Annotated in this window: 16 protein-coding genes and 1 pseudogene; 1 reads left to right on the top strand and 16 read right to left on the bottom strand. The window is 59.5% G+C overall.

The features are described from left to right. Positions 1 to 52: 52 nt before the first annotated feature. The 15 genes and pseudogenes from SJQ66_RS04855 to SJQ66_RS04925 all read right to left on the bottom strand — a co-directional run bounded on the left by SJQ66_RS04855 (position 53) and on the right by SJQ66_RS04925 (position 20,289). Positions 53 to 1,063: a hypothetical protein gene (locus tag SJQ66_RS04855; protein ID WP_320533906.1), complete on the bottom strand. Its 1,011-nt coding sequence runs from the start codon at positions 1,061 to 1,063 to the stop codon at positions 53 to 55. Between the two features lie 18 nt (positions 1,064 to 1,081). Then, a pseudogene (locus SJQ66_RS04860) lies at positions 1,082 to 3,759 on the bottom strand (DEAD/DEAH box helicase). A 20-nt stretch (positions 3,760 to 3,779) separates the two neighbouring features. Beyond that, positions 3,780 to 5,441 (bottom strand): site-specific integrase, encoded by a 1,662-nt coding sequence (locus tag SJQ66_RS04865; RefSeq protein ID WP_320533907.1) that lies wholly within the window; start codon positions 5,439 to 5,441, stop codon positions 3,780 to 3,782. Between the two features lie 108 nt (positions 5,442 to 5,549). Then, the gene (locus tag SJQ66_RS04870; protein WP_320533908.1) at positions 5,550 to 6,995 is read right to left on the bottom strand and encodes a hypothetical protein; all 1,446 of its coding nucleotides are present in this window, start codon (positions 6,993 to 6,995) and stop codon (positions 5,550 to 5,552) included. A gap of 10 nt (positions 6,996 to 7,005) precedes the next feature. Beyond that, a complete protein-coding gene (locus SJQ66_RS04875) occupies positions 7,006 to 7,992 on the bottom strand; it encodes an ATP-binding protein (protein WP_320533909.1) in 987 nt (328 codons plus the stop codon). Positions 7,993 to 8,006: 14 nt separating this feature from the next. Beyond that, positions 8,007 to 9,902 carry an integrase gene (locus SJQ66_RS04880; protein ID WP_320533910.1) on the bottom strand — a complete coding sequence of 632 codons (1,896 nt, stop codon included), beginning with the start codon at positions 9,900 to 9,902 and terminating at the stop codon, positions 8,007 to 8,009. Then, positions 9,877 to 10,524 carry a hypothetical protein gene (locus SJQ66_RS04885; RefSeq protein ID WP_320533911.1) on the bottom strand — a complete coding sequence of 216 codons (648 nt, stop codon included), beginning with the start codon at positions 10,522 to 10,524 and terminating at the stop codon, positions 9,877 to 9,879. Before SJQ66_RS04885 ends, SJQ66_RS04880 begins: the two co-directional genes overlap by 26 nt. A 68-nt stretch (positions 10,525 to 10,592) precedes the next feature. Beyond that, positions 10,593 to 11,108 carry an IS66 family transposase gene (locus SJQ66_RS04890; protein WP_320533912.1) on the bottom strand — a complete coding sequence of 172 codons (516 nt, stop codon included), beginning with the start codon at positions 11,106 to 11,108 and terminating at the stop codon, positions 10,593 to 10,595. Positions 11,109 to 11,167: 59 nt separating this feature from the next. Further along, complete coding sequence (tnpB, locus tag SJQ66_RS04895) at positions 11,168 to 11,503, bottom strand: IS66 family insertion sequence element accessory protein TnpB (RefSeq protein ID WP_176026082.1); 336 nt, start codon at positions 11,501 to 11,503, stop codon at positions 11,168 to 11,170. Then, a complete protein-coding gene (locus SJQ66_RS04900; protein ID WP_320533903.1) occupies positions 11,500 to 11,883 on the bottom strand; it encodes a transposase in 384 nt (127 codons plus the stop codon). Before SJQ66_RS04900 ends, tnpB begins: the two co-directional genes overlap by 4 nt. Before the next feature lie 841 nt (positions 11,884 to 12,724). Then, a complete protein-coding gene (locus tag SJQ66_RS04905; protein WP_320533913.1) occupies positions 12,725 to 12,988 on the bottom strand; it encodes a PAAR domain-containing protein in 264 nt (87 codons plus the stop codon). Between the two features lie 17 nt (positions 12,989 to 13,005). Then, positions 13,006 to 14,481 (bottom strand): virulence factor, encoded by a 1,476-nt coding sequence (locus tag SJQ66_RS04910; RefSeq protein WP_320533914.1) that lies wholly within the window; start codon positions 14,479 to 14,481, stop codon positions 13,006 to 13,008. After that, the gene (locus SJQ66_RS04915) at positions 14,478 to 16,760 is read right to left on the bottom strand and encodes a T6SS effector phospholipase Tle3 domain-containing protein (RefSeq protein WP_320533915.1); all 2,283 of its coding nucleotides are present in this window, start codon (positions 16,758 to 16,760) and stop codon (positions 14,478 to 14,480) included. The genes SJQ66_RS04910 and SJQ66_RS04915 overlap by 4 nt, the downstream gene beginning before the upstream one ends. 33 nt (positions 16,761 to 16,793) lie before the next feature. Next, the gene (locus SJQ66_RS04920; protein ID WP_320533916.1) at positions 16,794 to 19,583 is read right to left on the bottom strand and encodes a type VI secretion system Vgr family protein; all 2,790 of its coding nucleotides are present in this window, start codon (positions 19,581 to 19,583) and stop codon (positions 16,794 to 16,796) included. Positions 19,584 to 19,911: 328 nt separating this feature from the next. Next, positions 19,912 to 20,289: a DUF2513 domain-containing protein gene (locus SJQ66_RS04925; protein WP_320533917.1), complete on the bottom strand. Its 378-nt coding sequence runs from the start codon at positions 20,287 to 20,289 to the stop codon at positions 19,912 to 19,914. Positions 20,290 to 20,621: 332 nt separating this feature from the next. Here SJQ66_RS04925 and SJQ66_RS04930 point away from each other — a divergent pair, with 332 nt between their 5' ends. Beyond that, entirely contained in the window at positions 20,622 to 21,179 is a 558-nt protein-coding gene (locus tag SJQ66_RS04930; RefSeq protein ID WP_320533918.1) for a hypothetical protein, read from the top strand. A gap of 471 nt (positions 21,180 to 21,650) precedes the next feature. Here SJQ66_RS04930 and SJQ66_RS04935 read toward each other — a convergent pair whose 3' ends face one another. Then, positions 21,651 to 22,193, bottom strand: coding sequence for a hypothetical protein (locus SJQ66_RS04935; RefSeq protein ID WP_320533919.1), 543 nt, complete (start codon positions 22,191 to 22,193; stop codon positions 21,651 to 21,653). Positions 22,194 to 22,300 lie beyond the last annotated feature (107 nt).

A 22,300-nucleotide genomic window follows, 5' to 3' on the forward strand; every position in this document is an offset into this window, starting at 1 on the left:
TTCGAAGGCCGAGGAAAGATCATCATATTTGACGGTGACCATGACTTTGTCTTCATCTGGATGCTTTTGCTTTTTGCGGGGACCGCTGCGTCGCAGGCGAGCGTGTGGGCGATTTTTGCGAGGCGGTTGAGCGGATCGCTTTCGGCGTATCTCCACGCGCTTTGCCAGCCGGTTTTGTGGCAGCGATGGATTTGACTACCGCCCTGGGCGTCGCCTCTTTGCCTTTCGAGGTCGATTTTGCGCTCGATGCCGGTTTCTCTGGCGGCGATGGTTTGGCAACCCGGTCCGTTCGCGGGGCGGACTGCCTGCCTGTCCGTTTGCGGGTGACAGGTGGTGCGGCGAGCGGCCCGGTGTCAATCTCGATACCGAAGACGTCGCCCAGGGCCGCGTCCTTGAGGACCTTGCCCGACGCGGGCGCGGTTCCCGCTGCGGACAATCCGGCCCCCGTGCTGCTGATGAGATCGGTGGCATCCACACCCCGCAGCGTGAAGAGCAGTTCGGGCTGCTGGTCGAGCCGTGCGCCTACGCCATACAGCACTGCGGCAACATGCTTGCACATCGACGCCCAGTCCGGGCAGCCGCAATCGAACCGGATTTCTTTCGGTGTCGGAAACAGTCCCGTGCCTAGCTTGCAAATCCGTTCCATTACCGCACCCGAGAGCTTGCCCTGCAGCAGCTCGACCATGGAATCGATCGATGACGTACAGCCGTCGACCAGCGTACGCCAGTGTTGAGGGGTGCACGCGGCGACGTCGACATTGACCGTGTAGAGGCTCGAGCCCATGACCTGCGCATGGACTTTTCCTGAAGTGATCTGCAAATCGACCACCGATCCGTTGCGCACGTAGGTGCGCCCGCGCGGCAAGCGGTTACCGTAGTCGCTGTAGCCCTCCAGATTATCGCACCACGTCTTGCCCCAGAAGGTTTTCGCGATGGCGCCGCGATACGGCGGGATCGGCGACAGTGTCTTGCCGGCCTTGACGGTTTTCGCGACCAGCTTTGCAGCTTTTCGTCGGCGCTCAGCCACCGGAACGTAAGGTTTCCACCCACCGTAATAACCCATTGGACTCACTCTTTGTGATCAGTTTTCCTGAGCGGAATGTATATCGAGCCTGACGAGATCCAGCAACTCCCGATCGCTCATTTCAGTGAGCAGCAGCTCCGCTCCGCCTTCGAGCACATCCGTCACCAACTGTTGTTTCGTTTCGATCAACTGGTCGATCCGATCCTCAACGGTGCCCCGGCAGACGAACTTGTGCACCAGCACGTTGCGGCGCTGGCCGATGCGAAAGGCCCGGTCTGTCGCCTGATTTTCTACGGCCGGATTCCACCAGCGATCGAAATGAATCACGTGGGAAGCCGCAGTCAGATTCAGCCCCGCTCCCCCTGCCTTGAGCGACAGCACAAAGAAGGGCGTCAATTCGTCTTCCTGAAATTGCCTGACCAGTTCGCGCCGCTTGCCGACAGGGGTGCCGCCATGCAGGATCAAACCTTCGCGGCCAAACAGTGATCCCAAAAATGCGGCCAGGGGCTCGGTGGTTTCGCGAAACTGAGTGAATACCAGTACCTTCTCCTGCTTCGCGGCAATCACCTCGACCAGTTCCCGCAGACGCGCAAATTTACCACTGGCCTCAGGCTTCCATGCCGCATCGCCGAGCCACTGGGACGGATGGTTGCATATCTGCTTGAAACGCATCAGGTAGCTCAATACGAGCCCTTTGCGCTCAATGCCTTCTGCCCCGTCGAGCGCAGCGGCCAGGTCATTGACCGCGCGCTCGTACAGCGCGGCCTGAAACGGGCTCAGGTGGCACCAGGCCTTAAGCTCGGTTTTTTCAGGGAGATCGGCAATGACGTTCCTGTCCGTCTTCAGGCGGCGCAGGATGTATGGTCGCACAAGCGAGCGAAGCGGACCGAAGTGTCCGGCTTTCGCGAGACGCTTGCTGAATCCGGCAAAATCCTTCGCCGAGCCCAGCAGGCCCGGATGCGTGAAATCGAAGATGGACCACAAGTCCGAGAGGCGGTTTTCGACAGGGGTGCCGGTCAGGGCGATGCGCGCCTGAGCCTGAAGCTTCTTGACCTGCCGGGTTTGCCTAGCCGCGGGGTTCTTGATGGCCTGTGCTTCGTCGATGATCGCAAGACGCCAACGGATCCTCTCGAGCGCAGGCTGGCGAAGCAGCGCGCCGAAACTGGTGATGACGAGGTCGGTTTGGGCGAGCTTCGCCTCATCGAGGTCGCGCAGGACCTCGGTGGGCGTGACGGAGGGGTGGGCGACTAAGACACGCAGACCGGGCGCAAACCGTTCGGCTTCCCAGGCCCAGTTGGCCAGCAGGGAGGCCGGCGCGACGAGCAGGCTTGGCTGCGGAGCGGGCTGTTCGCGCTTCAGGATCAGGAGCAGCGCGAGGACCTGGATCGTTTTGCCGAGCCCCATGTCGTCTGCCAGACACGCGCCCAGTTCGAGGCGGCTGAGCAGGTAGAGCCACTGCACGCCCGCCTGCTGGTAAGGCCGAAGCTGCGTGCGCAGCCCGGGGCCGGGTTCGACGTGCGCCAGGCCTTGCGGCTGACGCAGGTTCTGAAGGGTTTCGGCCAGCCAGGATCCGGCGACGACTTGTGCCCAGTCGTGCTCTTCCTGCACATCGGCCTCATCGCCCGATACGCCGGCCAGCAGGCGTAGCGCGTCGTTGAATGGCAGCCCCGATTGTGCGGCCCGCCCGAGATCTTCGAAGCGTTGCAGAAGACGGCCGAGCCTATGGGTATCCACCTCGATCCAGCGTCCTCGGATCCACTGTAGACCGTCGGCACCCTTCAGCAGTGTCCGTACTTCGGCGGGGCTTAATAGTTCGCCCTCGAGCGAGACCGCGACGTTGAAATCAAGCAAGGCATCCTTGCCGACGAGCGACGGCGGTTTCGTGCCCACGCTGGCCGTGACGCCCGGCCTCGCGGGACGACCCGTCGTCCACGTACCGGGTAGCCGGACAATGATGCCGGCGGCCTCGAGTGCCGGCAAATCCTGGAGCAGGTGCCAGGCCTCGGTGGGCGTCCAGCGCAACGGATGATAGATCTCGCGCGACTCAAGCAACGCGCGCACCCAGTCGCAGCGTTCGGCCGCCTGCTGAACAGGACCCAGCAGCGAAAGAAGCTGTGCCTTGTTGCGCGCGCCGGAGAATTCCTCGAGCGAGCGCGACAGGGGCTGATGCTGGGTCTTGCCATGCGCCGAGACGCGCGTCGTATAGGTGGCCAGAAAGGCGAAGGGGGCGTCCGGGTCTTTCCGGTTCTCGGCAAGATTGAAGTGAACCCGGCCCACCAGATTCCAGGTGGGGTGACGCGATTTGAGAAATGCCTGAAGCGAGCCACCCGCGCTGGCCAGCTCCTGGCGCAGGGCGTTGCCGATCTCGCGCCACAGTGCCGCGAGCACTTCCGGCGTGAGATATTCGGCGCCCGTCATGGGCGGCGCATCCTCGATCATCTTTCCGATGTCCTTGGCGTTCGGTTCGATGACTGCGATGTTCCCGTCGGTGAGCGTCGTGCATAACACGGTGACGTAACGCATGGCAAAGTCCCGCCACCAGCCCCAGGCGGGGGCAATGCCCGCCCGATTACTGTGCTGCCGAGATGGAGCAGGCCGTGGCCTGCTCCGGCCTGGAAAGCGCGGTCGAGCGCGATGTCTTCCGGCACGGGGGGCGCATCGGTTTGCGGCATAGCAAGAAGATGACCTGCGGGCGTAACGGTGGGAGCAAGATGATCCGTATTGATCGAAGACATGATGATCGAAGGGGCAGGTTTCACTGCAAATCAGACTGTGTCCGCGGTTTCCCGATGCAACGCCCGAAGGCCTCAGCGAACTGCCGGGAGCGCCTGAGGTCGTCTGCGCGCAGGTACATCGAGGTCGTTGAGATGGACGAATGGCGCAGGTTCTCACGTACGCTCGTCAGCTCCGCGCCGCGACCGAGTGCGTGAGTCGCATGCGTGTGGCGCATCCAGTGCGGACTCGCGCGGCGCAGTTTTTCTGCCAGGAGCGGATGCTCTCCCTCAAGTACGCCAGCGGCTTCCCTAAAAAACCGGCGCATGACGCGCCACAGATGCGCGCCCGTAATACCTGCGTCCTCATGCTCGCCAAGGCCGGCGAGGATTGGAGTGGCCGGGTTCCAGCGCTCCCGTGAGACCGGCAGGCTTCGTTCAAGCAGATATTGATCAAGCGCATCGGTGGCCAGCGGCGGTAACGTCACCCTGCCGGGTTTGCTGCCTTTGCCAATGAGGTGAAGCCAGGGGTCGCCGTGCCCGTCAGGACGGATGTCGCGCAGCACGGCACCGACGAGTTCGCTTGCTCGCAGGCCCGTCGCGTAGCCGAAGTCGAGCAGGAAGCGCAGCCTCCGTGCAGCAGGCGCGGACCAGCCATACGACCATTCGAGACCGTCTGCAATGGCCCGCAGCAGCAGCCACTCGCCTTCGGTGAAGCCGCGCGCAGTGTCGAGCTCGGGGCGCAGGGCTGTACCGCGCACCTTGATGCCGGCAAAGGGGTTGGCCAGTACGTAGCGCTGCTCGATGAGCCATCGATACAGCGCCGAGAGGACCGTGAGTGCGTAGGCGGTCGAGCGCGCCGACAGGCCGCCCGTGAAGGGGCGCCATTCGACAGAATCGCGCGGGCGCGGCGGACCAACCCACCGCTCACGTGGCGAGGGGCGCCGTACAAACGTCCGGTATGCAATCGCGTCATCAGTTGTTAGCGACGAGAACGCGCGGCCCCGCTCAACGAGGGCCCAGAGAATCAGGCGCTCGGCTTCCTTGCGGTAGGCGCGCTGCGTCGTGACGGTCTCGTGCAGCGCGAGCCACGCCTGCACGGCTTCGTAGTCGTTCGTGGCATTGAGCGTGCAGGTCTCGCGCGGGGCGCCGCGCAACGTGCCCTGCGAACCGTCGACTTCATGCGGCAGCCGTAGCTGCTCCCACGGCGCGATACCGGCTGGGTGCGTAAGCGTGATCAATGCGCGGGCACGCTCAGTCAAGGCTGGGCGCGCCGCGAAAAACGCTTCGATGGCCCGAGCGCTGCTCGCTCCGAGCCCCCTGATCCTGGTCCACCACTGGCGCCGGCGGGGAATGCGTACCGTCAGATCCGTGAGTGTGCGGATGCCGTGAGCATGCAGCGCCCGCACTGTGCGCGGCGCAAACCACAGCGCGACGTCGTCAGTCACTTGCGGTTGCGGCAAAGGCAACGAGCCAAGCATCCTGATCGTGCGCTCGACCGTGTCCGCCCGAGCGTGTCGTTGTGTGGTCGTATGCTCGAAGACGGCTGCCAGATCGGGGCGATGCCGGCTATGCGCAAAGGCAATCAGTTGCCGGCGGATGTCGCCTATGAGACCCCTCGACGATTCCCCTGCCGCCCTGCGCCCGCCCAGGTAGCGGGCCATGGCTGCGCGCGAGGACAGGCCTGCGTACCAGGCGCGAAGCATGGCGAGCTCGTCGACATCGGGGAAACCCTGCCCTGCGGGCTCCTGGGGGTGACGCGTTTCGATGGTGTTAACTTTTCATCCAAAAAATGAATAACGCGATAACGTGAATTATCTCACTACATCGATTTCTTCGAAATTTTTTCGAGTGTAACAGGATGGTGTACCGTCCTGAAAAGGCGAGTGCAGGCGCGCCAGTTCTGCCGGTCGCATGAGTAGCGCGTGAAACAGATATTTTTCTCGGGCACGCATGAACCGCACGATGCGCGTCCACGCGCGGGCGGATCTGGCCAGATCGTGCGCCAGCCACGCGGACATCTGCTCCCTCCACTGCTCAGGAGGACATTCAGCGGGACGGTGTGGTGCATGGGCCAGCCACCCGGTCAGGCCCATGGCCGGCATGTGGGGCTCGCGTTCTGGTGCGAATGTGCGCGAGAAGCCGTACCAACTGATTGACCAGCCCAGCGCCGTGGCCAGATCGGCATTCACGTCCTGGGTGTGGATGACCATCGCGCCGTAGCGGTCTGGCAGGGGTAGACGCGTCAGGGCAATCCGGCAGGTATCCCCAAAGAGGTCGCGACCGACATGCTTCAGAACCCGCTCGTATTCCCGAAAATCGTTATCAAAATGCGGCCAGTCGGCGCTGGCCCAGGCAATCACTTCCGCTCCGCTGCCTTCGCCTGGTGACGGAGCAGGTCGGATTTTTTCAACCATGTCGAGCTCGACGCGATACCGCCCGGATAGCTCCACAAGTGAGGGGGGCGGTACATCGTAAAGCCGGTTCAGCATCTGGATGCAGCGGGCTAGTCCTGTCATCCGGATCTCGATGCCTGCAGCCCGTTGACGCGCGACTTTTCCGGTGGCGGGAGCACATGACGGAAACGGCGTGGCGATGACCGGCATCATCGCATCGGCGAGATGGATCTGCCAACGTTTGAAGATTCGGGCCAGTCGGCCTTTGACGGGTACGCAGCGGCCGGCGGGACGATTGAGTTGCCGCACCCAGAACGTGCCGCAGTGGGAGCACGATAAAGGGTGCCTTGTCAGACTGCTGTCGAGCGCATACGGTATGACCGCCGCGCATTTGTGGCAGCCACTGCGCAAGCGGGACCCATGTGTCGGGCATCGTTCGACGAATCGCCACTGAAACCACGCCGCGTGAAACCCCTGTTCAAGACACCCGGGACAATAGCGCAATTCGGTGGCCGCCCATGTCAGTGCCGGGTGGGCCGAGGGCAGACAGAATCCGTTCGGCACGGCCGCCTCCGCAATCTCAAGCAGGCTACAAAGTCGGGAGGGAACAAACCGGTCGGCACGCCGAAAATCCACGCCCCCACTACTGGCTTCACTGGCGCGTACGGCAACGAGGCTTGCCAGCGCGTGCAGCGGCAGCCGGTTGAACAGCGAGAATTTCGACACCCGCATCCACATGGATTCGCCATCGCTGCTCCAGTCGGGACGGGTCGTATAGCGCGCCTGGTCAATATGCGTAGGCAACACCAGCGGTTGCCAGGCGTGATCGCTCCAGTCGGGCGGTATAGCGACCGTGGTAGTCATGACGCGAGGCTCAGCGCGGTGTGATGGCGGACAGTATCGGCCGACCTGCCTTTTGCCCCAGCACATAACGACTTTGTTCGACCATCTCGTTCCAGAAGAGCGTGTCGAACTTCAGGGTTTCGCTGTCGCGGGATGAACCGAGCAGGAGCGCGGCTTCGACCGAGGCGGTGAAGTATTTCATGGGCACATCCACCGGGCCTTCCAGATTCGCCTTGATGTGTGCGTCCTCGAATGCATCCCACAAACGGGTTGCAGATTCTGCCAGACGCAGCCCCGCTGCGTACGCCCTGGGAACGAAGAATCGCGCATAGCTCCAGCCCGAGTTCGCGGGACATTCGCCGCTGTCATAGGTCGCGAGAACGGCCGCACATTCGGCTGCACTGACAATACCCCGAAACGCGAGCTCCTCGACCATGAATCGCGCTACAATCTGCTGCTTGTCCTGCGCCTGGAAGACAGACTTCTGTGCGAGCAACTGCGGTTGCCCCACTAGAAAAGTGAACAGCCGCAACGCGTTGCTCTCCATCTCATCGTGCAGGTCACGCAGCCATTCGTATTCGATTTCACGCAGGTTCTGCGCTTCGTCTGCGAACAGGATGACACGATCGTCCCCCTTGTTCTCGGCCACCTGTCGCAGCTTGTGCAGCAGACGCCCACGCAGTGCCGCCCGGGACGCACCGCTTTGCGCGGGATGCTTGACGGCATGCAACAGTGCCGAAAAGAAGTTGTTCTCGGAGGCCGTTTGTGAGCGCGGGCAGCGCAACACATACACGGAGGTTTTCGGATATCGCCGTTCAAGATCCTGGCGCAGGAATTCGATGGCGTAAGTCTTCCCGATACGGGGGCGACCGTGAATCAGAGCCCCGGTGATGTAGAGAAACAGACATTCATCGATGAGCTTGCGAAAGGCAGCGATGGAGGGCGTGGGAACCCGATACTTGCGCCGGAAAAGCGGATGTTCGTCGTAGGCGATGGGACGGCGAATGTCGTCGGACATGCAGGTTCTCCCTGTCAGCGGTTTTGTACCTTCAGATCCCCCAGATCAACGGGCATTACCACGACATCTGCCTGGCGACAACGCGTGGGCGTCTGGGACGCAACCGCCGACGCGCTATCCGGCCCGTCATCTGCGGGCTGCTGCGAAAGTTGCATGATGGCAGTGGCCTGTTTGCGGCCGCGTTTTCTGATGTTACGCTGGGCTTCGGAGAACACCTGTACCGGATTCTGCTCGCCGGCAAACTTGAGCTTGCCCAGCCGCCGCTGTCGCAGGATATGCTTGCGCACCCGCATGGTATGCCGGCTGTAGCGCCAGCCCTCAAGAACGCTGAGATGGCCGAGCTCGGCACCGTTGGGCAAATAGGCCCACGCCTCGCGCATGTCGGCAGGATTCGGATAGACGCGAATTTTTTCACCGCTGAGCCCGGCCGTGCGCTGCAGGACCTCGTTGCTGTACCTCGCGCCGTAAAGGCTGATATAGGGCGCGACGCCACGTGCCACGCTGCCTCGTACCGCGCACAGATGAACCGGTTGCAATTGGTGCAGCCGGGCGCGCAGCAACTGGGGCAACGTACGCACGGCAGTCTGCTGATAGTCGATGGCCAGTTGCAGCGCTTCCAGCGGCGTGCGTCCGTTCAGGCCGTCGTGTGGCGTTGCGTGATAGTTCGCGATGGTCACATCCAGCAACTCCTCGAGCTCGGGCAGGGTGATCAGCTGTTCCACGGTTACGCGTCTGCCGCGCTTGCCCGCCGGATCCTCCGAGTTGCGACCGGTGGTGCCAACCACCTGTCTGGACATGCGGTCCGTCAGCGTCAGGAAAAAACGCTCGATGAAGGGTCGTGTCGTTGGTTGCCCGACAGGCCCGGCTTCCAGCCGGCAACCGATGAACCTGCAGGCCGGAAGGAAAGTTTCCTCGCTCAAGTGTGCCGCCGCGTTATCGACTTTCAGGACATCCCAGCATGCGCCGGCGACTTCCGGGCAGGCTTCCGACGCGAAACCGGCCCCCGGACGATAGGTCAGCCCGGTAATGAGTAGCTGGTCACGTTTGCGGCGTGGACGCAGTGCGTCCTGCATCGCCGCAAGTACATCGTGGTGGTTGTATTCGGGCGCGGGCACGACCTGCCAGCCTAGCACGATGCGGGTGCAGACATCGATCAGCGTAACTACAAACAAACGCTCCGTTTCAAGATCGACGCTGATGCCGGAGGGTTCAGTAAAACGAACCCTCAGCCGCAGGTCCAGCTTGTGGCCATCCAGTTCAACCACGGAAAACGGACGGATGGTGGTTTCCCAGGCGCACTCGCGACTGTCCATGCGTCGTACCGGTACCCTCGCTTCGAGGCGGCGTTTCACCCAGCGCGCCAATGACCGGTATCCCATCTCATCCTGGCTGAAGGGATAGGCCTGTGTGCCCAGACCGGCTTCCCGGCAGGCGGCGATCAGCTTTGACTGAATATTTCGTAGCCCATAGAGCCTTCCGTTCTTTGCAATACCTAGCGTACCAGCACCGACTTCGCGCTCCAGAATCTGGGCCAGTTGAGGCAGCCGTTCGAACAACTGCCCCAAGGCGCCAGTAAGACCCCCGCGCTGTGAGCGCCGAATCGCTGGCGCAATACGGCGGTAGCTTTTCGTTCGGGAATGCGGAATGAGCGCGCGAAAGCCCTGGATCCTGCCATCGGGATGGGGCGCAAGACACCGCTTCAGAAGCCGCGTCAGTGTGCTCCGGTTGATGTCGAACTGCCGCTTCAGCTCGGCAGGCGGCGTGCCACGCAGGTACGCCTGGATGGCACCTTCGCGTTTCTGGTAGACCAGTAGGCGAGCAGGATCAATTGCCGATGGATCGACCCCGGGCCACGCGCTGCAATCTGCCAGTTGTTCGGGAATGTCACTGCGCATCATGCGTTTGCTCACGATGATATCGGTTCACCCGTGTGTGCCGGCTGAACGCAAGCGTGACCAGATCTGGACTGATGAGCTGACCGCCATGCAGTCCGGCGATGACCGCCGTTCGGACAAGCACCGGGTCGATACGGGGAAAGCCCTGTTCCGCTTCATCCACTGTCGCGGAACGTTCAAAAAACTCGACGACGTTCGCGAGCAATGTAGGTTCGATCAAATGTGCACCTGTCGCCAGATAGGGAAGCAATAGCATCCAGTTTTGGATCCAGATGCGATGACGTTCGATTTCCTTCGTGGAAATGATTTCGACATCTGGCGCGGACCGGCCGGTTAGCGCGGCGGGTTGCGGTTTGTGTGCTTCGTCCTGTGCGTCGGCACTATCATCAACGCTCAGCCACCGCTCCCTGCCGTCACGCATGATCCAGAAGTCAGCTAACGGCTCCGTCACGGCCTCGACGGATAGTGCAGGCCGCTCACAGTAGCTCGATACCCCGGGATTTGCCTCAAGAATGATCCACAGGCGAAGCTGCATTACCGAGGAGAAAAGAATCGGACGTCGCAGTTTTGGTGCCCAGGCATGATGGAGGGTCTGTCTGGGAAGGCGCCGAATGGGCAAGGGAATCGGGCTGGTCATGACATAAAGTTGGAACGTCCAGAATGCTTCAACTTTAGTTCAATTTCATGCGAAGTTCCAACTTTAAGTCAATCAAAATTGACACAAAATTGGAACTCAGACCGGAGAGTTGCCTGTCTGGCGCGGGTTTCAGTCCAGATCAAGGTTCCATGTTTAGTTCGTTTGACACCCGGCGTATAGTCCAGCTTCTCGCTGACATCCTCGCCAATGCGTTTGAGTTGGCAGCCGCACTGGCACAGCGTTGACTCGGGTTCGTGGTGTAAAACGACGCGCGGCAATGCTGCTGGGAGCGCCGCGCGACGCGGCTTGTTCGCCTCGGTCTCGCGCGGCGGCTGCCCGGACATGTGCGCGAGTTCGTGTTCGACGGCGATCAGGTCGGCATCGATCGCCTCATCGAGCAAGCTACGCTGCTCGGGCGGCAACTTCTCGCTCTTGGCAGCGAACTGCAAACGCCGCAGTACCGCGATCTCGTGAGTGAGCTTCGCGTTGACGGCCTCTTTGTGACGCACATCCGATATCAACTGCACGGCCAGTGCACGCAGTTCTTCTGCGCTCATGGACTGGAGTTGTGTCGGATCGATCATAGGCGCTATTGTGCCAGGGCAAGAGGACCTCGCCTATTGGCGCACGTGCCGATTGTCCTTCAGGTGACACGCACGACCGCGTCTTCTCCCAGGCGTTGCCAAGGTAGGCCGAGCACCAGTGCTGCGAGTTGTTCCGAGGACAGTGGCAATGGTTGCCCGACGCCACGTTGCGGCCAGACGAAGCGGCCCGTGTTCAAACGCCTGGCTGCCAGCCACACGCCAAATCCATCATGCACAAGCACCTTGATCCGATTGGCTCGGCCATTGGCAAACACATAGGCATGGTGCGGGTGTGCGGCGCCGAAGACCTTGACCACACGTGCCAGTGCGGTCTCGGTGCCGGCACGCATGTCCATGGGCTCGATGGCGAGCCAGATGGCGTCGATACGGATCACCGTAAAATCTCCCGCACCCAGGCGGCACTGTCGTTCAGGCGCTCAGCAGGCCAATCAATGGCAATCGTGATGCCGTTGCGCTGAACTTCGATGCGCACCGGCACCGAGGGGCTCTCGGGCGCAGGTGACGTTACTGCCATTGGCAACGGGATGAAGGCCGGCACCGTATCAATATGCTGCGTTGCCTTCTTCGGTGCGGGTGTCTGCCCAGATTCTTTGATCCAACGACGCAGCACATTGGGATTCATGCCATGCGAGATCGCGAGTGCGGAGCACGACATGCCGAGTTGCTGACTTTGTGCGACCAGATCGGAGCGAAATTCACGCGAATAGGTACGACGGGTTCTGCCTTTATGGGACTGCTCTTCTATAGGGTACACGTGCCCGCTTCCATGATCGTGGAAACGTATGCTCTTACACGCTAATGTCGGACGCTAGATGGGATGACCGGCCGCTTACGGAAAATCAACCGCCAGATTCGATCATTGTTGGAGGTTCCTGCCGAGGGAACGATGAAGGTAGTCGTGTCAGGCGATGAAAGCAATGAGCAATAGAGAGCGATATCAGCAACTACTGATGGAGCACGGCCTGACGCAAGCGGAGAGTGCTGCACTCATCTGCGAACAGACTCAGCGACCATGTTCCGTTAGAGCGGTGCGCTCGTGGCTGAATGATCCAGACAAGGCCAGCTCACGCGCCTGTCCGGATTGGGCTGTAACGGCCCTCGGAAATGCGATATTGAATCGGAATGCCGCAAAGTAAGCGGGTTTAGTAAGCCGGTACAGCAACAGGGTAGCGAATCTGCAAACCCGTTACTGGCAGAGAGTACGACGGAACAAACAACATACTGGACAGTTCAAGCAGGCTTTTAACGGCCTCTACTGAATCGTTGGGCAACTCGAATCCGTGAGCACGGGTTATAGCACTAGCCGTTTCGATAGCGCTCTTCGAAGCATAAGCATCGGCCATCTCAGAGCCCGTACAGTGCCGCCGACCCGAAAATCACGATGGCGGGATGTAGTCATCAACATCGCTATTTTTCCTATACTTTACGAGGACCCTGACGACCCGCATTTTAGGCCGCGTCGCCCACCTGAATAAGAGACACGGCGTAACGTTTTATTCAAGCATCTAGCGTAGGGAGTGTCCGCCGCTGTGTCCCGCGAAGGTGGGGCGCAGCGACAAGTTGGTGAGTTGACTTGTCCGTTGTTCCCCAGGCCTCTACTCCCTATTCGATGTGGACAGGCTCGATATCAACACGGCCCCGCACGACGTTTTATGACCGTCGAAAGCGACTGCCTTGCCATCAACAATGAAATTCGGATCGCCTTCGATGATGACGCAATGATTGTGACCGTCTATCGGACATTCGCATTCGTCGCCGACCCTGGCAACCGGACGCTCCATTACCTTGCTGTCGGCCGCACCTGTCAACACCTTGCCGCCATGGCTGGTCGCGTCTCCTACCCGTATCACGCCTCGCATTGTCTTCGCCCTATACGTTACCAGGAATAGCCCTGCTCGCCGTCGTACTTTTCATCATAGCGACGACCCCACCATGGCAGGTAGGCGTTGTTTTCGCCCCGCGCCCTGAACCAATCCGCGTTGGGATCGATCGGCACGACCTTCTCCGGCGGTGTGACGACCACCGCTACCGGATGTGCTGCATCCGTGGTACCGGCTACCAGCACAGTTTCACCAAGATGGTTCGCTCGGCCAATCGACAGTACCACGTCCGTCAATGCCGTACCTGCACCGGTGTCACCCAGCAGGGCCGGCATGTTGAACGTCTGCTTGTGGAAATCGAATTCCGGCAAGGTTTCGGTCAACGTGCGCCCAAGCGCACCGATGCGAGACGATGACGCATCGCTGCCCTTGCCTGCATCATGGATGACGTAATTCACCTTGCTGAGCGGAACGTTTGCGTTTTCCGCTGCGGAGGCGATCGCGGCCTTCCATGCATCGTTGAGGCGTGTGGTGCCCGCCTTTGGTTCGAAGTCGGCTACGTTTGCCGTAGCGGCTTTTCCGATCCATGCCAATGGCGCTCTTTCTGTTTTCATCTCGGGTCCCGCGAGAATCAGCAAGACCAAGTTCTCGTTGAGTTGCGCGTCCTTGGGCGGGAAACTCGGCGCATCCCAATTCATCACCCACACGCTCTTATCGGGATTTGCTTGCAGATAAGTCATCGCAGCGTTCAAGGACGTGAAGCCCGCGTTCGGACCACCGCTTGTGATGTGGACGTCCGGCGGCGTCGCTTTAGTCCATAGGTCTTTGAAAGCCGGATTCCCGATATTGAAAGTGGATGCCACGTCACTGCTTAACCAACTTTTAGCATCGGCCGGATCTAGCCGTTCGGGACCCGCGAATTCGATATGAATTCCCGCGAGCTCGCGCCATTTCGTCGGGTCTTTCGCTGCTACCGTGTAGAAGTACTTCTGGTTCAGAACGTAATCATTCGCGTACAACAACAATAACTGGTCAATATATTTTTTGTAAAACCCAAAAAAGGTTTCCTCGCCTCTAACGCCATCCGCGATAGCCAGAACCGATTGAAGTGACGTGAACGATGCAGGGTCTGTCCTCACCATATCGTCATTCTTATTCGGACCCACCAAACCCATGGTCCACAGAATCTGCCATTCTGTTGGATAATCTCGCCGCTGAAGCGGGTTCAACCACTCTAGTCCCACCACCTGAGCGACAAACGGCTTTGTCGGGTCGGGCGCTGGGGCATGCTGCGACGACTCTTCGGTAGGATGAGCCGTCTTGGCGGCGTGCCCCACGAATGCCGTGCTCAGCAAAAAAACCGCCGCACCAAGCAGACCCGCTAAAATAAACATTCGCTTCATAACATCTCCGCCACCGATCACGTTCGTATTCTCGCCGCTTGCTAAAAATACCAACACAAGCGCTGTCACCACCGTAACACCAATAGCAAGCAACAGCCTACGCGGCCACGTTCCGATGAGCACGCTCATAATGCATTGCCCACGACCGACAAGAACAAACCGCCTTCGCGCTCGTCCTTTATCTTGCTCGGCATATGCGCCTCCGGATCTGATTCAACCCAATCATGCACCGTGACGCCAGATGTTTTTATAGCGACGTGCGCATCGCTACTCATGAGACCCGTAAAGAAATAGCTTGAATACTTTTTATTTGGGTTGTTATCGCTCATCCCTTTACCCATGCGCCAATCCGCCTCAATCCGGAACGCGTTCCAGTCTTTTTCGGACAGCTCGCACACGCCAATCGCGATATCGTATGCCAACGCCTTTTCCGCGTGCATGGGATTGATCATCAGCGTCGAGTGATTCGTCGGATTCACTTTCGTGCTGTCCAGGATTGCCGTGATCTGGCCGTCACGCCACTTCGCATAACTCGCCGATGCCGCGCTCGGCTTGTCTTCGCCTGTTACGTTACCTTTCGCGTCCACCCACCCCGTCGACTTGCCTGCAAGCTGGGCTTCATTCTCGTCACGCCGCGCTTCCTGGCGTAACTGCGCGTGATCCTGGTAGCGTTGTGACGCCTCACTCTCCTCCGTGCCCTGCGCACTCTGTGATGTCGAGGCACCTTTGAATGCATTGTAGGGATCATTAGCGTCCTGCACATTCCCTCCCTTCTCGACATTTCGCGCCGCCGCCGGCGGGTCATAGGGCTCGTTGAAGTCGCTATGCAATGTCACCGGCTTGCCGTTTGCATCCTTTCCGACGGCGGTACTGACGATAGGTTTGCCGTAGCGCAACGCGATAGGCGCAAAAGGCTCATCCAGTTGCGGTGCATTAATCGGCACCGCCCACTTATCCGGTGGCGGCGCATTGAGCGGCGACTTGAACGCCAAGGGCGCAATGTATAGCGTAGGAAGGTAGTTGAGCGTTGCCAATATCGACCACTTCGATGGATTCGCGCGAATTTGCCTACCAAAACCAAACTTTGCCGTTGGCGATGACGGAAAGTAAAACCCCTCGGTCTTGTTCACGCTCGCGCGCCAATCGTCCTCCCAATACCGATAACTGCTCCCGGGTGCCTGTCCAATCTTGTACCCCGAGGCAAACACGCGCTGCGTGAACACCCCCGCGCCGTTCGTCAGCGCAATTTCCTCCGCGCTCAGGCCGCGCCAGCCAAACCCCTGCACCGTCGTGGCCGATATCACCTGATCATGCGGACAGCAGTACAGCGTCACCCTCCCGTACGTATGCCCGTTCAAGCCATGGCTCGCTCGGTCCGACGCGGCGGTGAAGGCTTTGCCGCCCGTCGGCGGGGCGTTCTTGTTGGCCATCTCCTCATCTATCTTGAACGCATCCGGTTCCAGTGCGGCGCGTTTGCGTAAAATCTCGAAGAAATGCTTGAGTGTCTCCACACGTGCGCTGAACGTTTCCCGGCCACGGTTACCGTGCGCGTCCTTGATCTTGCGCTCAGACCAATTCTCCATGAGCAGCTTGTCAACCAAACTGTAAGGCGCACTGGCGAGCACATAGGTATCGGCCACGCAGCTTCCGGTTTTGCCAAGCGGGTCGGTGACATCGGACATTCGGTCACCGAGGAAGGCCGCCGCCAGACCCACCATATTGCCCTGGCTATGGCACACCACCGTGATCGCGACATCGGCCTGCTTGGCCCGGATAGAGCGGATCAGCTTCGCCAGCCGCAGCGCCGCCACCACCATGTATTGACGCGGTGGCGTCCGGTAAATCAGACGGTCCGTCGGATTCAGCGCTTGTACCGTCAGCCACCCAAAGATCCGATCATCTATGCCCGAATTCCACAAATCCGGCAAACTCGTCGAACCGTTCGCAAAAGGACCACCGCCCCAGTAATTCTGCTCATTGAGGTAGGTATTGGCCCCGTACTGCTTCAAGTCCCCAGCATTCGCCTTATACCCCCAACGAAAGTGAATCACCGGTGAATACGATGGGTCAGGCTTGACGTAGGTGGTCGAACCGAGCTTGGGATTGATATACCCATCCGGGGTCAGCGCCTCCATATAGGACACCGGCGACATCTGCCCCGCTTTGATGCCGGTATGGGCGAGTTGTGCATCCAGACGCCCGAGTCGTCGATTCAATCCCTTGCACAGCCCCTCCTCGGCAGCGGCGAACCATTCGCCCTCCGAGTTCACCCCGTGCACAAAGATCACTACACCCGGCAGCGGCATCTGTACCACGCTAACAAGGGGCGCGTGATTGAATAGCGTGACCCCATGATCACTGGCCACCAGGCGCCGCGACGACGCTGCGCTCGTATCGGATGCATTCATCAAGGAATCGGACGTCATCGTGCTTTTACGTGATCAAGTGCTTTTTTTGAAATACTTCACCGCAAGCTGTTCAAACTGATTGTTACTGATCGGGCTTAACTGACCGGTCTCACTGGTCTGGTTTTGGACAACGTCACCGCTGGCTTTGGTGACTTCCGCGGTGAAGCCTGTCGCCGCTTGCCCATCCGTTGCGCGAACGAGCGTCGGAACACGGCCCAACATAGCCGAGCCGAAATGTGGCATGTCCGTACTCATACTGGCGGCATCGCCCCACGTGTGCGACGCCGACTTGACGGTAAAGCTTCCCGGACACCCCAGTTCGATATCGCCACCGTGCAACTTCAGATACGCGCCGCCCGAGGTGACAAAGACCACCTGATCGCGCGCCATGGCGGACACCTTGCCGTCGGCAGCGGTCAGGAAAATGTTCTTTGCCGACTCCACCCGCGTGTCGTCCGCCTGGCTTTGGAGCAGGACCTTGCCCTGGTTCGCGATCCCCGAGATGCCATCTTGGTGCGCAAACATCGCGACGCCATGGCCGGCCTGCATATTGATCCGCTGACCACTGGTATATTGAAGATGGTTTGCCGCAACCGTATCGATATTGCCGCCGGCATAGGTGGCCACCGTTTTCGGTGTCGCCAGACTGATCCCGGCGGGCGCGGTCACCCCAATGGCCGCCATCGTGGCGGCATCGCTCGACGATGTCGTGGCCGACGCCCCGGTGGGCCAGGATTTGATCGTGGCCGCCAAGTCGCTCTGTGGCTGCGTGTCCATTGCAACGCCCTGGTTTTGCGCCGCCAAGTCCCCCAGGCTTTTGAACAGGTCGACGCATTCCTGCATCAGTTGCACATATTCGTCTCGCGCCAAGTGCGCGTCTTTCGCCTGAATGCGTTGCCAGGCCGATATCAGCATCGCCTGGCCGCTGCGTATCGCCACGCTGGCGTCGCTGCGTAGCTCCGCGCCCTCACCGCGCGCATCACCCTGTCCATTGTCCCGTGGGTGTGTCAGATACCCCATGTTCAACTGCGAGTGCGCATGCTCGCTTGCGAGTTGGGTACTGATCTGCGAGGGCGTGTCATCAAAGCGCAGTTGGTTGTAGCGTTGCCCCTTGATCTCTTTGGTCTTCGTGCCCGACACATAGCGATTCCCAGGCAGGCTTCCGGTATGCGTGAATGCCGCGGGTGGATTCACACCATTGTGGAGAATCCCCGCGATATACATCTTGTCCGGGTCGCCATTCAAGCAATCGATGACGACCTCGCTACCCACGCGCGGTAGCAGATTCGAACCAAATCGCCGTCCAGCAAGCGCACCGGCCACGCGCACATAGGCGCTGTCGGCGTCGGTACCGCTCGTGCCCGCGCCTTGCGCGTGATCATGGTCTTCACCGCGCATCCCCTGAAACTGCACCTTGATACGGCCCATGGCATCGCAGTGCACTTCCTCACCCTCGGGTCCGACAACGATTCCGGTCATCGGATACACCTTCGGCAAATGCACACGAGGGTCATACCACGGCCTGATCGGTTGATCGCGCTGCACGCAAGTGAACGTGTTTTCATAGCGCGTCTGTACCGTGCTGCCATTGTCTCCCGTCAGCGTTTTCGTGCTGGAGGCGTCGTTACTCACGCTCGCCAGGGCCCAACCGGACGAACTGAACAAAGTCTGCGCAATCTCATTGAGTTCCTTGGGCAGATTGTTTTCACCGCGATGATGGAGCGACGTCGTGATGAACTGCCGCTGGGCAAGAGAGGCGCTCGAGAACTCCGGATGCCCCACGAGTGTGAACGAAGAGCCGACGGCAAAATCCCGTACCGTGCTATGGCCTGCATAGCTCAGCCCTTCATATTCGAATGCGCCCATGCGGCGGTCGCTCTGCTGCTTTAAATCGGCATACGAGTCGGCGACATGCGGCACGTCGATGAAGTTGTCGACGAGCAACTGCGCCAGGTCGTTACCAGCCGGCCCCTGGTCGATCGAGGTGGGTTGCTCGATGCTGCTCATTCGAGCGGCTTTATAGTCCCATGTCGCGCGTCGAACGGTGCCCGGTATCAGATGCCGTGATGCGGACCACCGCGTCACCGCGTCGCCTTTTTCGATACTCGAATCGCGGTGAAAACGCACCTGACCCGCTTGACTGTCAGGCAATGTGCCGTTGAAATCAAACAGCACGAGGGTATGAACCGGCCCCGTTCCGGACGATGCGCTACTCGCCTTCGCGCCGGCGGCGATAAACCAACTTATTCCCTCCCGACGACATAAACGCCGGATAAAGGCTGCATCGGACTCATTGATCTGCTGCGTGAATTCGCGGCTCGGATAACGGCTGCGGTCGATCTTCGATAGATCGGCGTCGAACGCCGCAGCCAGTGTCGTGCTGCGTCGGCGCCACTCGTTACATAGCGTCTCAACAATATCAGGCACGCTATTGGAACGGAATACCCGCGTATTCGTTCGCAGGTCCATGACGGACAAGGCATCGCGCAAGGTCAACTGATACGTTGCAAGCGAGCCATCGGACTCACCCGACTGCGCGTCGGTGACGATGCCGCAGATCTGGTGAAGCTCGCCTTTGTCCGTGACAAGCTGAACGCCCAGCGGTGCCCCCAGAAAACCAGTCAGCGGTAAATCGATCCGGGTCGAAAGACAGGTGATTTTGCCTTCGATCCCGTCGAACATCCCTTCCCGGATATCAATACGCTGGGGCAGCAGGACATTGGCCAGCAATGCATTCTGCCTGCCCCAGGCAAGCTTGATCGGACTGTTCAATGCGCCAAAGGTCGACGATTGAAGGACAGAAATGAGGTTGGAGAGATTCATGGTGCGCCGGGCTCAAGCGGCGCACCATGCATGCATCACGTTGAGCGCTGAGGAGATGCCGCTGAATTTTTAATGCGATAGATTATAGCAGCGCAAACAAACGCTTTATCGTCGTCCACAAAACGCTACTGCACACCCATTAACAATAATTAATCGTTCATATTAAACAGAATGCCCATCGTATTTCAGTCGCATATGATAAAGGCAGCAGGGGTGCAGTTTTGACTTCAGCGAAGCGGTTGGATCGAGGAAGCGGATACCCGCGCGGTCGCCGGCCGATGCGACCAGCGCGGGCACCGTCGCGCCGACCGGAAGGGCGAGGTCGGTGCTAGCCACCGATCAGCGCCCTGAATTTGGCTTCCAGGTAGGTTTTTGCGGTGGCCACAAGCAGGTCGACGGTGAACCCACCGGCAGCATCCACCACTGCTTTGGTTTTGTCCCATACATCCGGGCTGCGGACAGAATCCAGGAAGTCATGACCGGCCCAAGTCAGGCCAGCGAATTCGATCGACCCCATCCGGCCACTACCTGCCGAGTGAATGAAAGAGGCGTTCTTGATCAAGCCCAAGTGATAGAAGGCCTCCTCTGGACTATGCCCCTCGATCTGTATTGCGGCATCGTCCGCGGTAATACGAACGATGCCGCCAGATGGCAGTGCCTCGAGCTTCAGCATAAGCTCGCGGATCAGGTCCATGTCGCGTGTCATTTTTCGGCTTCTCCGGATCAGGAACAGGTGATGAAAAGGTTCTGGAGTCGTTGAGTAACGACCCGTCGTCGCCCATATGCCGGACCAAGCGCATGAATGGCCGAACGCGCTCGTCTCCCAGCGGCGTGATATCAAACAGCTGCCCATCTAAAGCGTATGCTGGCTTGATCCCCCGCGACTGCAACAGGAGCAGGTGGAGTGATGCCGGAGGCTAATACGATAGCGTTTGTCATCTCAGGCATCGATTGGTGGCAAAACGGGATAGAACACATGGAACATGGCGTCGTAATTACCATGTTGGTGCCAATCTTTTTTTGAAAACGGAGACAACCATGCACCAGATGGACCCTATTGAAACACATATCCAGACCATCTGGTCCTTCGTTCGGCTCGCGATGCTCAAGCGGGTACTGCACGAGGTAGTGCCGGATACCCAGCTGGACCTCTGGCGCATCATGATGGGTACGTCGCTTGACTATGGCGTGATCGAGTGGTGCAAGATTTTCGGAAATCGAACCGACGACACGCATTGGACCAACGTTGTGCCTGACAATCAACACCAAGCCTTTCGCACGGGTTTGTATGCGGCCGTGGAGAAGACTCAAGATGATTGGGATGCATACCACACGGAGATGAAGGAATACCGTGACAGGTACGCGGCGCACATCGACTTCAGTGGCACGGCGGCAAGCTTCCCCGACTTAACCCCCGCACTGGCCGCATCGTACTACTACTACGCGAAATTTCTCTATCCGGAGTGGTCAGGAAAGGATCCCGGCGCCCATTACCCCCCCGATATGGAAAAGTTCGCGGCGGAATACCGACACCAGTTGTGCGACGTAGCCAATGCGGCAGCGCAGGCAACGAAGCAGTTTGAGCCGACAAAGTAGCGGCAGCAGCGCCCGATCAATCTTTGTTACGCGCATATTCGTCTACTCCGGCACATGCCGCTTGTGGAAAACCTCGGCCATCGCCAGCCCGCTCGCCGTGGGGTCTTTGTGGGCCTCATCGGGGTCGGCGTGCTTCAGCAGGTACGTCGGCATTGTCACGTCGTCACGGAGTTCGGGTAAGCTTCACACATGAGAACCTCGTCTATTTAGCCGGGGCGCTTACTCATTCGGAGGTGTCGCCGTGCAAGCATTTTGCTTCACGGTCGACATGGCCCAGAGTGCAAAAATTCATATATGTCGTGTGGGCGGCGTTGCCGATCGACCAATCAGGCTTACCCGCGCCACTTAGGAAAGGCCGACCGCCGCGCCATAAAAGACCAGCACGGGAACCGCGAGCATGGCAACGAGTTTCATCCGCATTTTTCCTATCAAGCTAATCGCCGCTGGCGTTCGACCGATCTGTGCCCCGAGTCAACCCAACTTCCGCAACGACGATAGCCAAGGACGCGTGCGCCAGTAACCGTCCTTGGCAAAGCTGTTCAAGTCAGCAATCAGCTTTGCACCTCGGGAGTTCACCGTGTCGATTAGGGTCAAGCTATGAACGCATAACCCGGACATACTGGCGTGCGACATGTCCTCATAGTGAATCGTCATGTCCCGAAAGAGTGTCCGGAACGCGCGAATGTGTTCGTAGACGAACGCCACTTCGTGGGCAAGCGCAGGACCAAGCAAGCCGAGCTTCGACACGCTTGCGTCGAATACAGGACTAGCGGGCGGCAGGTATTCGTACAACTTTATTCTAGCTGCCTCGTCTTTGAGCGTATCCACAATGCTATGGAGCATGGTCTGCAACATGGGCACACCGGTCGCGTGCGACGCCAGTTCGCCAGCCAGTGCACCGGCAAGAGCCTGACCGTCGCGAAAGCGCTTGAAGTCTTCCCCAAGGAAGTTGTTCAGATAACCGCCTGCCAAAACACCGACAAGCGCAATCAATGCTGAATTGGTGTCGCTCACGCAAAAACTCTATAAAAACGTAGATTGCAATCGACTTCGCCGCCATTCATAATTTGACGGACCTCCGGGTTAATGGTCAATCCCCTTCAATCTTTACTTGCAGCGCC

The organism is Robbsia andropogonis (assembly GCF_034047095.1).
In the GTDB taxonomy this organism is placed as follows: Bacteria; Pseudomonadota; Gammaproteobacteria; order Burkholderiales; family Burkholderiaceae; genus Robbsia; species Robbsia andropogonis.